This window comes from Rhizobium sp. CFBP 13726 (assembly GCF_014841925.1).
In the GTDB taxonomy this organism is placed as follows: domain Bacteria; phylum Pseudomonadota; class Alphaproteobacteria; order Rhizobiales; family Rhizobiaceae; genus Neorhizobium; species Neorhizobium soli.
In genome coordinates, this window is sequence record NZ_JACYUU010000001.1 from 322,892 (window position 1) to 336,666 (window position 13,775).

Below are 13,775 nucleotides of genomic sequence, written 5' to 3' on the forward strand. Positions count from 1 at the left end.
ATAAATTGCTTGTCAAGCGGGTGTTGATGACTGTCTGGGTGGCGTGAGGAGTGCTACAGTCAGTGCTGTCTTGAAAGCGAGGGCCGTGATGAAGAACATCGCGTTGAGCAAGGACGCAGAGCGTTTCATCAGAAAACAGATCGAGTCCGGCCGCTACCAGAATGCCGGTGAGGTCATCGATGCCGGCCTCCAGATGCTTGAAAGCAACGAGCAGCCCTTGGAGGATTGGCTTCGGAACGAAATTCCAAGCCGGTATGATGAACTGATCGGCGGCAGGACCGAAGCCGTTTCGATCGATGATGCGTTCTCGCGTCTGGAAACAAGGCACCGCGCCCGCCTTGCCGGCGAAGCAAAATCCGCCGATGAAGGCCGATAAGGTCCATGCAGAACCGGTATGCGGTCGTCTTGCATCCGGAAGCCGAGCGTGAACTCACAGAATTCTATGAATACGTCGCCGACCGCGCCGGTTCGGCCGTCGCCTGGAACTACATAACGAAGCTTCGTGTCTTTCTCAGTGGGCTCGCTGATTTCCCTGAGAGGGGAACGGTGCGCGAAAGCGAGGTCTCGGGCATTCGCATTATCGGCTATCGGCGCAGTGTCAGCATCGCCTTTGTGGTCCGCTCTCCCGAGGTGATCATCCTTGGCCTCTTCTTCAGTGGCCGTCTGGTGAGCGATGACATACTGCGCAACCGCCTCTAACCCCTCAATGCTCCCCCTCGCAAAGCCCGTGATCCGAGAGTGAGCGGATCACGTAACAGTCCTTGATCGCGTGGTTGCCGTCGCAGTGGGACACGATGCGCTCGAGTTCCTCTTCGAGCTTCTTCAGCTTGGCGATCTTCTCGCGCACGCCGGAAAGATGCTCCGCTGCGATCCGGTCGATATCGCCGCAGGGCTGTTGCGGATGCGAACCGAGCGCGATCAGCTCGCGGATCGCGGAAATGTCGAGGCCGAGATCGCGGGCGTGGCGGATGAAGGCCAGCCGGTCCAGATCGCTGCGCTCGTAGCGCCGCTGGTTCCCTTCAGATCGCGTGGCGGCGGCAAGCAGGCCCATCTGCTCGTAATAGCGGATGGTCGGCACCTTGACGCCGGTTCGTTTGGAAAGATCGCCGATCGATAGCATGGCAGGCTCAAACCTCTAATGTCTGGAGGTTGAGATAGGACGCATTCACCACAGGGACAAGGATCAGCGTGTTGGCTTGAAGGGCGGCTTCAGGGAATGTTAACCCTGAACGGGGATTGTCACCGCGGTGACGGGCCATGATCGATCAGACGTTGATCAGGAGAATTCCTGGTAGATGTCCTGAACCCAGTCCTGCTGCACGGGAGCGGTCGCGCCGCTTGTGGCAAAGGTCGAAGCGCTGTCGTCGCCGGCATCGAGGGCCCACAGGGCGCTCACCAGCGAGCTTGCAAACAGTGTGCTGCTGCCGGTCAGCGAACCGCTGGAACGGGTAGACGCAGGTGTGTCGCGCTGCTGGGTTTCGTCCTGCTTGCGATCGATGTCGACCGCCCGCTGGGGGTAGTTGTAGCCGCTGAGGCCACTATCGATCTTCATGGCACCGCCTCGATCTCGCTTGGGTTAAGTAAGAGTTAACGCCTGAAGCTTGCGCGAAGCTTGCGCCGGGAGATATCCGGCCGGTTTTGGGGCTTGACAGCGCGCCTTGGACTTATTCGCGCCGCCGCCATTTCTGTCGGAAAATCAGCGATCTGACGGGAAAACCGAACGCCGCCAGGGCATATGCGCGTTTCCGCATATCCAAAACGATTTTTCCCACAAAAAAAGCCGCAGCACCCGATCGAGGCACTGCGGCGATTGTCATTCGAGGTGACCGATTCTGCGGCGATCCGCCCGGTCAGGCTTTCCCGGCCACCTTGATCGCGAATGCATATTCGAAGGCGATCTCTTCCAGACGCTGGAAACGCCCCGACTTTCCGCCATGGCCGGCAGCCATGTTGGTCTTGAGCAGGATCGGCGCCGAGCCGGTCGAGAATTCGCGAAGCTTCGCCACCCACTTGGTCGGTTCCCAATAGGTCACGCGCGGATCGGTAAGGCCCGAAATGGCAAGGATCGGCGGGTAGGGTTTTGCACCCACGTTGTCATAAGGCGAATAGGCGGCAATCCACTGGTACTCTTCCAGGCTCTCGATCGGGTTGCCCCATTCCGGCCATTCCGGCGGCGTCAGCGGCAGCGTATCGTCGAGCATCGTGTTGAGCACGTCGACGAACGGAACGGCCGCGATAATGCCCGCGAACTTTTCCGGCGCCATGTTGGCGATCGCGCCCATCAGCATACCGCCGGCCGAGCCGCCTTCGGCAATGATGTTCTCATAGGACGTGAAGCCCTCGGCCACGAGGTGGTCGGCAGCGGCGATGAAATCCTTGAACGTGTTTTCCTTGGCTTCCATCTTGCCGTCTTCGTACCAGGCAAACCCCTTGTCCTTGCCGCCGCGGATATGGGCGATGGCATAGATGAAGCCGCGATCTGCGAGAGACAGGTTGTTGGTGGAGAACGATGCGGGGATGGTCATCCCATAGGCGCCGTAGCCGTAGAGCAGGCAAGGCGCCGTGCCATCAAGCGGCGTGTCCTTGCGGTAAAGCAGCGACACCGGCACCAGCTCGCCGTCATGGGACGGAGCCATCACGCGGCGGGTCACGTAATCTGCGGCATTGTGGCCGGAGGGGATCTCCTGCGTCTTCAAAAGCGTGCGCGTCCGGCTCACCATATCGTAGTCGTAGAGCTGGGTCGGCGTCGTCATCGACGAATAGGAAAAGCGGATGACGGTGCTGTCATATTCGGCAGCGCCGGAAAGCCCCAGCGAATAGGCTTCCTCGGCAAAGGCGATCGAATGTTCCTCGCCGGTCCGGCGGTCGCGGATGATGATCTCCGGCAGACCCTGGTTGCGCTGCAGCCAGATCAGGTGCTGCTCATAGGCCATGTGCGAAATGATCAGCCGGCCGGGCTCGTGCGGTACGATCTCTTTCCAGTTCTCCTTGCCCGGTGCCGCAAACGGCGCCTCGACGATCTTGAAGTCCTTGGCATCGCCGTCATTGGTGAGGATATAAAAGACATCGCCGCCTTCGGTCATCGAATACTCGATGCCCTCTTCGCGCGCCGCCACCAGCTTTGGTTCCGCGGTGAGGTCGGAGGTCGGGATGAGGCGGTATTCCGAGGTTTCGTGGTCGTGGATATCGAGATAGATCACGTCGTCCAGCAGCGATCCGCCGACCCCCATGAAGAAGCCCGGATCCTTTTCCTCAAACACCAGCCGGTCGTCCGACTGCGGCGTGCCGAGAATGTGGTGGAAGACCTTTGACGGACGGTGGTTCTCGTCCTGCAGCGTATAGAAGAAGCTCTTGCCATCAGGCGCCCAGACGCCGCCGCCGGCAGTGTTTTCCAGCACGTCCGACATGTCTTCGCCGGTCGAAAGATCGCGCACGCGCAGGGTAAAATATTCCGAACCCTTGTCGTCGTAACCCCAGATGCCCTTGGAATGGTCCGTCGCATGGTCGATGCCGGCCAGACGGAAATAATCCTTGCCCGTCGCTTCCTTGTCGCCGTCGAGCAGGATCGTCTGATCGCCGCCGTCGCGCGGGGTGCGGAAATACTTTGGCTGCTCGCCGCCGGTCACGAACAGCGATCCGTAGGCAAACGGTCCGTCCTTCATCGGCACGGAGGAATCGTCTTCCTTGATGCGACCGCGCATTTCGGCAAACAGCGTCTTCTGCAACGCGGCCGTGTCGCCCATCGCCGCTTCCATATAGGCGTTCTCACCCTCCAGATGGGTGCGGATCTCTGGATCGAGGATCGACGGATCCTTGAACATCTGCTGCCAGTTGTCGGCCCGGAACCAGGCATAGTCGTCGGTGCGTGTAATGCCGTGACGGGTATCCGTCACCGGCTTCTTCGCCGCGACCGGAGGCGTGGGCAGATTTTCGAACGGCATTTTCGGGGAGGGGGCCAAGGAAGCACTCCGAAGTCATGAAAGGAGTGCCAGAGATAGTGGCGGCCGGACCGTGAGGCAAGCGGGCGAGCCGCGTGAGCCTACTTCTTCTCGCGCTCGCGGGACTTGGCGAGAGGTGTGAGGTCACGGTGCTGCTGCCAGAATATGAAGGCGACGACCAATGATAGCCCAATGCCACTCATCAGGAATACCATCGCCAGTTCGGCTGTCATCTGTTCAGTCCGCTTTGCATGATGCCGATTCCGGTCCCGACCACCTAAAGAATACGCGCCAGGATAATTCCCGCTCTGGTAGGTGGTCAACGACGAATCCGTCTTTTAGTTTCCGCCCCGTCCGAGTCACTTTGGATAGGATTCCATGACGATACTGCTGCCCGCCCGGGCATCCATGACAGGCGCTCTCTTGATTTGCGCCGCCTCCACCCTGCCTGCCCACGCGCTTGACGGCCGCATTGTTCGCCAGCTGAACGCCCTTGCACCGGAAGAAAGAGTCGAACAGCGTTGCGATCTCGAGGCGATGGATCGCCTGCGCAAGGAAGGCGATTTCCGCCCCGACAAGGTGATCGCCTACACGTTTTCAGACCCGGTCGGGAACGACAACGGCCTCAAGGCAACCGGCGCAGCGTTCCGCAGCGGCGGTGACTGGTTCAAGCTGAAATTCAAGTGCGAGACCAACGCTGAAGGGCTCAGCGTCACCGCATTCGACTACAAGGTCGGGTCCAAGATCCCGCGCGAGGAATGGGACAAGTACTACCTTTACGACTGACGGGTCGCTGACATCGCCGGGCTTTAGCCCGGCAGATGCGGAACGGTCTTCTTTTCTGGAAACAGTTCCGACAGTACGGTCATCATGATCAGCGACAGGGGCAGCGCCAGCATGGCGCCGACGGCACCCCACATCCATGTCCAGAACAGGATGGCGACGAACACGACAAAGGGATTGATCTCCCACTGCCGGCCCATGATCGCGGGGAAGATCAGGTTTTCCATCAGCAAGTGCACCGAGAAGAACACGATCGCGGGCAGCAGTCCAAGGAGAAGGGTGTCATGCGTGATGATGCCACCTGCTGCAACCGCGAGGGTCATGATCGTGATCCCGAGAAACGGGATGAAGCTCGACAGGAATGCGAATAGACCCCAGAGAAGCGGCATGCTGAGGCCGCCGAAATAGGCGATTGCGATCATCACGACGCCGAGACCGAGATAGAGCACGCTCGCAGTCGCAAAATAATAGCCGAGAACCTGATCGATTGCGTTCAGCACACGGATCGCAATCAGCCTCTGGTGACGCCGCGGGAAGGCGAGGATGAGGGTACGGCGAAGTCGGAGCCTGCCGTAGAGAAACAGAAGCAGCGCCGCAAAGAAGATCATGCCCTGCACGACGGCCGGCGTCAGATTGGCGGTAACGACGCTGAGGATGTTGCCGGAATTCTCCAACAGCGCCTGCATCGACATCGGCCCGGTTTCGAACGTGGCCGGCGAGATGTTCAGCCATTCCTGGCGCTGCAGAAATGGCATCATCCGGTCGATCATGCGTTGCAGAAAGCTCGGACCTTCCTGGATCATCATCGCAAACGGTTCGGCCAGCGCGTTGACGACCAGAAAGACCGCGGCGAACACAGCGCTGGAGAGGATGATCGCAATGCCGAATTTGGGTACGCCCAGGCGGCCAAGCTTATCCGCGACCAGACCGAGAATCAGTCCGACGACGACGGCAAGCGTAACAGGGATAAGCACCAGCGACATCATGTGGACGATGGCGAAGAACACGATCGCAAAGATGCCGATCACGGCCCAGGCCTTGGCGACTTCCAGCGCCTCGCGCCCCAGCACGAGGCTCTCATCGGCGTCTTCGCTCTCCAGGCCGGAAATGACGGCATCCTTGCGATGCGCAGACCGGTTGGCGGCAAAGTCGATCAGCCGTTTTTTAGGATTGGCTGCGCGCGTGCTCGTCATGGCCATGAATTGTCTGATGTCCTCGTTGTCGCGATCAACGCAAAAACAGTGTTCCGGTTCCGGAATACTGCTCAGGTTTACGATAGCAACGATCAGGAATTCAGCGCGCGTTACGCAGCAAGCGTCAGGCCGATGCCCCACGGGTCTCTGAGAGCCCAGCCCTCGACGGTTTTGGTTGTCGCGATTTCGTGCTTTTCCAGTGCGGAAAGCGCGTTCGCCAAGGCCGACTGATCGTTGAACTTCACGGTGTAATCGGAAAGCCCGGTCATGTTTTCAAGCCGGGTCGTCGCGCCGCGGCTGTTCCAAACGTTGGCAGCGATATGGTGATGGTAGTCGCCGGTCGCGAAAAAGCTCGCACCGGGATACCGCGCCATGATCTTCAGGCCCAGCACGTCGCGGTAAAAGGCGTCCGCCTGCGGAATGTCGCCGACCTGAAGATGGATATGACCGAGCGCTGTTCCCTCAGCCATTCCGGCAAATGCCGCCTGGGGCGCGCTGTTATAAAGCTCCTGAAGGTTCAGCCGGTCGGTCGCCATCGCCACGGTGCCGTCCTGATGGTAGGTCCATTCCGTGGGCGTGCGGTCGCGGTAGATCTCGATGCCGTTGCCTTCGGGATCGGAAAGATAGAGCGCCTCGCTAACCAGATGATCCGATGCGCCTTCGAGCTGGATATTGTTATGCGCTGCATGGGCCAGCCATTGGGCAAGCTCAAGGCGGCCCGGCACCAGAAAGGCCGTGTGGAAGAGGCCGGCCGCATTGCGCGGCGCGCGGGCCACGTTGCCGCCCGTCGTCAGCGTCAGAAGCGGCACGCCGGCGACGCCCAGAACCTCACCGCTCGGCGTCTTTTCAAGCACCGAAAGCCCGATGATTGTCTGGTAGAAACCGGAGACGCGAGCAAGATCGTTGACCACCAGATGCGCCCGCCCGACATGCAGCGGGCGGCTGAGTGCAAACGGCTGCTGCTGTTCTGTCATGATCTGTCCTCCAGCTTTCAACGGGATCGAAATGACGACGCGCCATGCGCAATCTTTCCACATGTTATGCGCGCCGTCGATCGTTCACGCTAGTGAGTGGTTCGGCGATAGATTGTTCTCGATTTATTGACGCTCGGGCGGCGGCCTCTAGCCGTACAGGCTTGATTGCCGCCGTTCCCGCACCATCCGGAACCGGCTCGTGCGGCCACAGTTTTAGGCTCATGACCAAGAGTTGAAACCATCGGAAATTTATTGTGAATCGCGCAGTCTTGCCAAGCTTTCCGCTCGGCCCCATTCTTGGGACCGGTATGGAAGGTGGGTAATGAGCGATCTCTTCAAATTTGGCAGAAACTACGATTTTCACGAGATCGTCGCGGATGGGATTGTCCATGGCATCGGACTGGTCTTCGCCCTGATCGGTGCCACGGCCCTGATCTTTTACGCTACCATGTGGTCGAGCCATGGCGAGATCGTTGCCGCCTGGATTTACGGGATCGGGCTGATCCTTTGCCTGTCGATCTCGTTTACCTACAACATATGGCCGCACTCGCCAACCAAGTGGCTGCTGAGGCGGTTTGATCACTCGGCGATCTTCATCCTGATCGCCGCCACCTATACGCCATTCCTCCAGCGCGGCGCCTCCGACCCGTGGATCTTCGGGATGCTGATCGCGATCTGGGCCACAGCGATTTTCGGTATCCTGATCAAATGCTTTTTCCCCGGCCGGTTCGACCGGCTGACCATCCTTCTCTATCTGGCCATGGGCTGGAGCGGGTTGATGGTTGCCGAACCTGTCTCGGCCTATCTGCCGCCGATCTCCGCATTGCTGATTGTTATCGGCGGCCTGATCTATTCGCTCGGCGTCATCTTCCACGTGTGGGAAAGACTGCGCTTCCAGAATGCCATCTGGCACTCTTTCGTCGTCGCGGCGGCTGCCGTCCACTACAGTGCAGTCATGACCTGCTTCAGCCTGTCGGCCAGCGCCTGACCGATCGTGTCCACAAGACGCCAGCCCGCTTTACACACTGCGGCCGTCTGATAAAGTGGACGGGCAATCACTATAATGGACGATAGCCAGTGCCCCCTTTGATCCGCGATGCCACCGAAGCCGACCTGCCGGCGATCCTCGAGATCTATAACGACGCCGTCGCCAATACGACGGCGATCTGGAACGAGACGCTGGTCGATCTCGCCAACCGTCGCGACTGGTTTGCTGCACGCCGGGCAAGGGGCTTTCCTGTTCTGGTCGCCGACGAGGACGGGGTCGTCAAAGGCTACGCATCCTACGGCGACTGGCGCGCCTTCGAGGGATTCAGGCATACGGTGGAACATTCCGTCTATGTGCACCGCGAGGCCCGCGGCGAGGGCATCGGCCGTCTTCTGATGCGCGAGCTGATAACCCGCGCCGCGTCGAATGGCATTCATGTGATGATCGCCTGCGTCGAAGCGGGCAACGCCGCCTCCATCCGTCTGCATGAAAGGCTCGGTTTCCGCCTGACCGGCACGTTTTCCGAAGTCGGCATCAAGTTCGGCCGCTGGCTCGATCTTGCCTGCATGGAGCTCAGGGTCGCGGGCTGACGTCCTTCGCTTTCTCATGGCACTTCCGTCCGAACGGCCTATATGCTGGCTGACATCGCATTCGCATCAATCGCATGACGACGAAGGATCTTTTCCATGGATATCAAGCGTGTTGGCTCGCAGGCCTCCAAGAAGCAGCCGGCAGAGTATTTCACCGGCACAGTCCGCCTCGATCCGCTGAATACGGCGCCAGCGCCGGCCCGCGTCGTTGCAGCATCGGTCACGTTCGAACCCGGCGCCCGCACCAACTGGCACACCCATCCGCTCGGCCAGACGCTGGTTGTTACCTCGGGTTCCGGCCTCACCCAGACCTGGGGCGGCCCGGTCCGGGTAATGCGCGCCGGTGACGTCGTCTGGTTTCCGCCGGGCGAAAAGCACTGGCACGGCGCATCGTCGCAGACGGCCATGACCCATATTGCCATCGGGGAAGCGCTCGACGGCAAGACCGCCGACTGGATGGAGGCTGTTAGCGACGATCAATATGCGATTCCCCCGGAAACGGTCTGATCGTCATCTAACCGACGCGCAGGGCAGGCAATCCTGCGCCTCAAGCCTAAAATTTGCCAGGAGAGCCGCATGTCCGCTGCATCAGATGATACCGTGACCCGCATCGCCAACGATCGTATCTCCGTTGAAATCTCCCCCCTCGGTGCGGAAATGCAGTCGCTGAAGACGGCGGATGGCCGCAACTTTCTCTGGAACGGCGATCCCGCCTTCTGGGCCGGCCGCTCGCCGATCCTCTTCCCGATCGTCGGCAAGGCGCCCTCCGATACCGTGATGATCGAAGGCAAACCCTATCCGATGGCGCAGCACGGTTTTGCCCGCCGCTCGACCTTCACGCTCGCCGCCTCCGACGATACGAGCTGCCGCTTCGAGCTTGCATCATCCGATATTACCCGCAGCGTCTACCCGTTCGATTTCCGCCTCGCCGTCACCCATTCGGTCGACGGTTCGAAACTCACGATTTCGGCGGAGGTGGAAAATCGCAGCGACCGGCCCATGCCCTTCGGCCTCGGTTTCCACACCGCGTTCATCTGGCCGCTGCCGGGTGGAGAAGGCCACGCCCATACGATCACGCTCGACAACGGTGGCGAACCGGCGATGACGCGCCTGTCCGGGGGGCTGATCGACCCCACACCACTTGCCTCGCCGTTCACGTCCGGCAAGCTGACGCTGTCGCACGACATGTTCGATGAAGACGCGATGATCTTTGCAGAGGGCGCCGGAACGGGCCTGACCTATGCGGCGGAAGGCGGCCCGGAGCTGAAATTTTCGTTCGACAACCTGCCAAACCTCGCGCTCTGGCAAAAGCTCAACGGCCCTTTCCTCTGCATCGAGCCCTGGCACGGAACGGCTGCCCAGAACGGGACCAGTGCCGATCTCGAATCGCGTCCCTACACCGTCACGCTGCCCGCCGGGCAAACCGCGCAATTTGCGTTTACGGTCGAGTTGCCGGGGTAAGCCAAACGAAAACAGCGGCCCGGATGGGGCCGCTGTCAATTTCAAGTCGGTACTTTGGTGACATCCGTCCCGCTGACTAATCCGCCGGGCGGAAATTCATGGAGTGGCCGTTGATGCAGTAGCGCAGGCCGGTCGGTGGCGGGCCGTCGGGGAAGACGTGGCCGAGATGGCCGTTGCAGGTGGCGCAGCGGACTTCGGTGCGCACCATGCCATGCGTGGTGTCGCGCAGTTCGGTGACCGCATCCGGGCTGACGGCCTCGAAATAGCTCGGCCAGCCGCAGCCGGCGTCGAACTTCGTATCCGACACGAACAGATCCGTGCCGCAACCGGCGCAGCTGTATATGCCTTTATCCTTGGCGTTCCAGTACGGCCCGGTAAAGGGACGCTCCGTGCCCGCCTGGCGCAGGATCTGATACTGCTCGGGCGTCAGCTCTTCGCGCCATTCTGCATCTGTCTTCTGAACTTTGTTGGTGATCACGTCGGACATCGGATCCATCCTTTCATTGTAAGACTTAGATAGGTGCGTTCAGCCTGTCGATAAAGGTCACGGTGGCGTGTTTCTTGCCCGTCAATGCTTGAGGGACAGACGGGTTTCCCTTAGAAACCGTGGGGCGCTGCCGCTCGGCAGGGATTTGCGAGGATACTCAACGGGAGGGGACCATGGCCGCCACCACGCCGGCATTGACCTTCGCGGCACTCATGCTGCCGTTTCTTGCAGCACTTCTTGCCCCCATGCTCTCGCGCCTGATGGGCCATCGCGCAGCGCTTGTTCTCGCACTCGCACCCGCCTTGGCATGCCTGCATTTCCTGAGCTTCCTTCCGGAAATTGCCGCCGGAGAATCTGCCACGGGCGGCTATGTCTGGGTGCCGAGTTTCAACCTGTCCTTCTCCTGGTTTCTCGACGGCCTGTCGCTCACCTTCGCGCTGCTGATCACCGGCATCGGCACGCTGATCGTGCTGTATTCCGGCGCCTACATGAAGGGCCACCAACAGCAGGGCCGCTTCCTCGCCTTCATCCTGTTCTTCATGGGTGCCATGCTGGGATTGGTCGTCTCCGACAGTTTTCTCATGCTGTTCGTCTATTGGGAACTGACCTCGATCGCCTCCTTTCTGCTGATCGGCTTCGATCACGACCGGGCAGAGGCACGAAGGGCTGCGCTGCAGGCGCTGGTCGTCACCGGCGGCGGCGGGTTGGCGCTTCTGGCCGGCCTTGTTCTCCTCTGGAACGTCACCGGCATCACCCAGCTGTCGCTTCTTCTGCATTCGGGTCTACCGCTCAGCGCCAGCCCCCAGTATTTCGCCATTCTTCTTCTGGTTCTCGCCGGCTGCTTTACCAAATCGGCTCAGTTTCCGTTCCATTTCTGGCTGCCCAACGCCATGCAGGCGCCGACGCCCGTCTCGGCCTACCTGCATTCCGCAACCATGGTGAAGGCCGGCGTCTATCTCCTGATGCGGCTGCAGCCGGTTCTCGGCGATACGCCCGCCTGGGAAATCCTGCTTCCCTTCTTCGGCGGCATCACGCTGATCTCCGGCGCGCTTCTCGGGTTGAGGCAGACCGACCTCAAGATGATGCTCGCCTACACGACGATGGCCTCGCTCGGCCTCATGGTGATGCTGACCGGGTTCGGCTCCGACCATGCGATCGAGGCTGCGGTGCTTTATCTCATCGCCCATTCGCTGTTCAAAGGCGCGCTGTTCATGGTGGCCGGCGCCATCGACCACGAGACGGGCACGCGCGAGATCTCGAAACTCGGCGGCCTGCGCAAGGCGATGCCCGTTACCTTTGCAGCGGCAGCGCTTGCGGCCCTCTCCATGGCCGGCCTGCCGCTGTTCTTCGGATTTCTCGCCAAGGAAGAGATCTATCTGGCGCTCGTCGACGGCAATCCGCGAGCGATCTTCTTTCTCTGCCTCGCCGTCATCGGCAACGCGCTGATGGGAGCGCTGGCGCTGGCGATCGGTTTCAAACCTTTTCTCGGTCCAAACCGCCCGGATCTTGGGCCCGTCCATGAAGGGCCATGGGGCCTGTGGCTCGGCCCCGTCGTTCTCGCGCTGCTCGGACTTTTCGCGGGCGTTTTCTCGGGCACCGCGCACCAGTATTTTTCAACACCCATGGCAAGCGCCGTGCTGCATGAAAACACGGTCATCGACATCTCCACCGTGCCGCATCTCGGTCTGCCGCTTCTCCTCTCGGTCCTCACCCTGATTCTTGCGGGTCTGGTCCTGTGGCAGTTGGAGACGGCACGCGGGTTGATGCGAAGACTGTTCGATGCGCTCGGTCCCGGGCCCGATCGCGGTTTCGACCATGCGGTTCAAGGCCTGATACGCCTGTCAGTCGTCTTGACCCGCATTCTCCAGCCCGGCCGGCTGGAAATCTATGTCACCGCCACCTTCATCCTTTTGGCGCTTACCCTGCTGGTACCACCCTTCCTGTTCAATGAATTCCCGGCCATGCCGGCGTTCCCGCAGACCGTTGCCCTGCACGAATGGGTGTTTCTCGGCATTGCCGTGATCGGTGTTGCGGCGGTCCTGCGCGCGGCCGACCGGCTGACGGCAATCGTCGCGCTCGGCATCCAGGGCTTTGCCATCGCCGTTCTCTTCCTCCTGTTTGGCGCGCCGGATCTGTCGTTCACCCAGTTCATGGTCGAAACGCTCTCGGTCGTCATCCTGGCGCTGGTCATGACGCGCCTCCGTCTGACGCCGTCCGATCACCGGCCGCTCCTCCAGCGCCTGTTCGACGGCACGATAGCGCTCGCCTGCGGCACCGGCTTTACGCTGCTGCTGCTCAAATCCGTGGAGACGCCGTTCGACAACGCGCTGACGGATTTCTTCAACGCCTATTCCAAGGTCATCGCCCACGGCGCCAACGTCGTGAACGTCATCATCGTCGACTTCCGCGGCGTCGACACGCTGGGCGAAATCGCCGTCGTCATGATCACCGGCCTCGCGGTTCTGGCGCTCGTCCGGGTCCGGGCCGGGACGAAGACGGAACTTGGGGCAGGGGGCGCGAAACGGACGGCGACCGCTATCCCGAACGGAAAGACAGCGGCCAAAGCCCCGACCACCAAAGCCCCGCAGGCCAAACCATCGACCGGGAGACCAGGCCGATGATCAAAGCCCGGACACTTCCCCCAACGTCCCTCATTCCTGTGCTTGTCACAGGAACCCAGCCCCGGCGCGTCTGCGCCGTGAATGACGCGTCTCGCGCGACCACCTCTCCCGCACCCAAGGACTTGGGTGCGCTGGATTTCTGTGACAGGCACAGGAATGAGGGGAGTGTGGAGCAACGTCGCGCTGGCAGGGCGGAGCGCAGTCGTGCTGGACGGCTGGGCCACGGGAATACGGCAAGGCTGAACCACAGGAACGAGCGGCGGGTGACAGAAAGCTTCGAACAGGTGGCCCTGCCATGAACACCATCATTCTTCGCACCGTCGCCCCGGTCGTCACTGCACTGACGCTGCTCTTTTCGGTCTTTGTTCTGTTGCGCGGCCATAACGAGCCGGGCGGCGGATTTATCGGCGGTCTGATCGCGGTGTCGGGTCTGGCGATCTACGGGATTGCGTTCGGCACCGGTGCGGTGCGCCGGGCCTTGCGCTTTCATCCGATGGCAATCGCCGGGGCAGGACTACTGATCGCCATGCTGTCGGGCCTCGTGTCGATCTTTGCCGGCGTGCCCTTCATGACCGGGCTGTGGATCACGCCGAGCCTGTTCGGCACGGACATTCCGCTGTCGACGGTCATATCCTTCGATCTCGGCGTTTACCTCGTCGTGCTCGGCGCCATCACCTCGATCGTGCTGGCGCTGGAACAGGAACCCGGTCCTGAGTTTCCCGCTCCGGCATTGCGCGGCA

At 61.0% G+C, this 13,775-nt stretch carries 15 protein-coding genes and 1 pseudogene; 9 read left to right on the plus strand and 7 right to left on the minus strand.

Annotated features, from left to right (window positions below):
* The first annotated feature begins 88 nt into the window (after positions 1-88).
* Together IFT66_RS01510 and IFT66_RS01515 are read left to right on the plus strand one after the other, a co-directional pair.
* The gene (locus IFT66_RS01510; RefSeq protein WP_192076606.1) at positions 89-376 is read left to right on the plus strand and encodes a type II toxin-antitoxin system ParD family antitoxin; all 288 of its coding nucleotides are present in this window, start codon (positions 89-91) and stop codon (positions 374-376) included.
* A gap of 5 nt (positions 377-381) precedes the next feature.
* The gene (locus tag IFT66_RS01515; RefSeq protein WP_192076607.1) at positions 382-699 is read left to right on the plus strand and encodes a type II toxin-antitoxin system RelE/ParE family toxin; all 318 of its coding nucleotides are present in this window, start codon (positions 382-384) and stop codon (positions 697-699) included.
* A 4-nt stretch (positions 700-703) separates the two neighbouring features.
* On the opposite strand, the gene IFT66_RS01520 is transcribed toward IFT66_RS01515, so the two are convergent.
* The 4 genes from IFT66_RS01520 to IFT66_RS23680 all read right to left on the minus strand — a co-directional run bounded on the left by IFT66_RS01520 (position 704) and on the right by IFT66_RS23680 (position 4,171).
* Positions 704-1,120 carry a MerR family transcriptional regulator gene (locus IFT66_RS01520; RefSeq protein WP_062453496.1) on the minus strand — a complete coding sequence of 139 codons (417 nt, stop codon included), beginning with the start codon at positions 1,118-1,120 and terminating at the stop codon, positions 704-706.
* Between the two features lie 156 nt (positions 1,121-1,276).
* Positions 1,277-1,552 carry a hypothetical protein gene (locus IFT66_RS01525; RefSeq protein ID WP_192076608.1) on the minus strand — a complete coding sequence of 92 codons (276 nt, stop codon included), beginning with the start codon at positions 1,550-1,552 and terminating at the stop codon, positions 1,277-1,279.
* A 298-nt stretch (positions 1,553-1,850) separates the two neighbouring features.
* Positions 1,851-3,941, minus strand: a complete 2,091-nt coding sequence (locus IFT66_RS01530) for a S9 family peptidase (RefSeq protein ID WP_192077114.1) — start codon at positions 3,939-3,941, stop codon at positions 1,851-1,853.
* Positions 3,942-4,039: 98 nt separating this feature from the next.
* Positions 4,040-4,171 (minus strand): hypothetical protein, encoded by a 132-nt coding sequence (locus IFT66_RS23680; RefSeq protein WP_274604795.1) that lies wholly within the window; start codon positions 4,169-4,171, stop codon positions 4,040-4,042.
* Positions 4,172-4,316: 145 nt separating this feature from the next.
* Here IFT66_RS23680 and IFT66_RS01535 point away from each other — a divergent pair, with 145 nt between their 5' ends.
* On the plus strand, positions 4,317-4,724 hold the full coding sequence (locus IFT66_RS01535) for a DUF930 domain-containing protein (protein ID WP_082471859.1): 408 nt from the start codon (positions 4,317-4,319) through the stop codon (positions 4,722-4,724).
* A 23-nt stretch (positions 4,725-4,747) separates the two neighbouring features.
* Here the strand turns inward: IFT66_RS01535 and IFT66_RS01540 are convergent, their stop codons facing one another.
* Positions 4,748-5,920, minus strand: a complete 1,173-nt coding sequence (locus IFT66_RS01540; protein ID WP_174195839.1) for an AI-2E family transporter — start codon at positions 5,918-5,920, stop codon at positions 4,748-4,750.
* 104 nt (positions 5,921-6,024) lie between these two features.
* A complete protein-coding gene (locus IFT66_RS01545) occupies positions 6,025-6,888 on the minus strand; it encodes a VOC family protein (RefSeq protein ID WP_192076609.1) in 864 nt (287 codons plus the stop codon).
* Between the two features lie 322 nt (positions 6,889-7,210).
* Between IFT66_RS01545 and trhA the strand changes: the two genes are divergently transcribed.
* From trhA to IFT66_RS01565, 4 genes are all read left to right on the plus strand, one after another.
* Positions 7,211-7,876 carry a PAQR family membrane homeostasis protein TrhA gene (gene trhA, locus IFT66_RS01550; protein WP_062453491.1) on the plus strand — a complete coding sequence of 222 codons (666 nt, stop codon included), beginning with the start codon at positions 7,211-7,213 and terminating at the stop codon, positions 7,874-7,876.
* Between the two features lie 89 nt (positions 7,877-7,965).
* Entirely contained in the window at positions 7,966-8,466 is a 501-nt protein-coding gene (locus IFT66_RS01555; protein WP_062453490.1) for a GNAT family N-acetyltransferase, read from the plus strand.
* Between the two features lie 96 nt (positions 8,467-8,562).
* Positions 8,563-8,973 (plus strand): (R)-mandelonitrile lyase, encoded by a 411-nt coding sequence (locus IFT66_RS01560; RefSeq protein ID WP_192076610.1) that lies wholly within the window; start codon positions 8,563-8,565, stop codon positions 8,971-8,973.
* A gap of 69 nt (positions 8,974-9,042) precedes the next feature.
* Positions 9,043-9,927, plus strand: coding sequence for an aldose 1-epimerase family protein (locus tag IFT66_RS01565; RefSeq protein WP_192076611.1), 885 nt, complete (start codon positions 9,043-9,045; stop codon positions 9,925-9,927).
* A gap of 76 nt (positions 9,928-10,003) precedes the next feature.
* Here IFT66_RS01565 and msrB read toward each other — a convergent pair whose 3' ends face one another.
* Positions 10,004-10,414, minus strand: coding sequence for a peptide-methionine (R)-S-oxide reductase MsrB (msrB, locus tag IFT66_RS01570; protein ID WP_192076612.1), 411 nt, complete (start codon positions 10,412-10,414; stop codon positions 10,004-10,006).
* Positions 10,415-10,587: 173 nt separating this feature from the next.
* Between msrB and IFT66_RS01575 the strand changes: the two genes are divergently transcribed.
* Together IFT66_RS01575 and IFT66_RS01580 are read left to right on the plus strand one after the other, a co-directional pair.
* Positions 10,588-13,035 (plus strand): putative monovalent cation/H+ antiporter subunit A, encoded by a 2,448-nt coding sequence (locus IFT66_RS01575; protein WP_192076613.1) that lies wholly within the window; start codon positions 10,588-10,590, stop codon positions 13,033-13,035.
* 295 nt (positions 13,036-13,330) lie between these two features.
* Positions 13,331-13,738, plus strand: a pseudogene (locus IFT66_RS01580) (Na+/H+ antiporter subunit B); the annotation flags it as partial.
* Positions 13,739-13,775 lie beyond the last annotated feature (37 nt).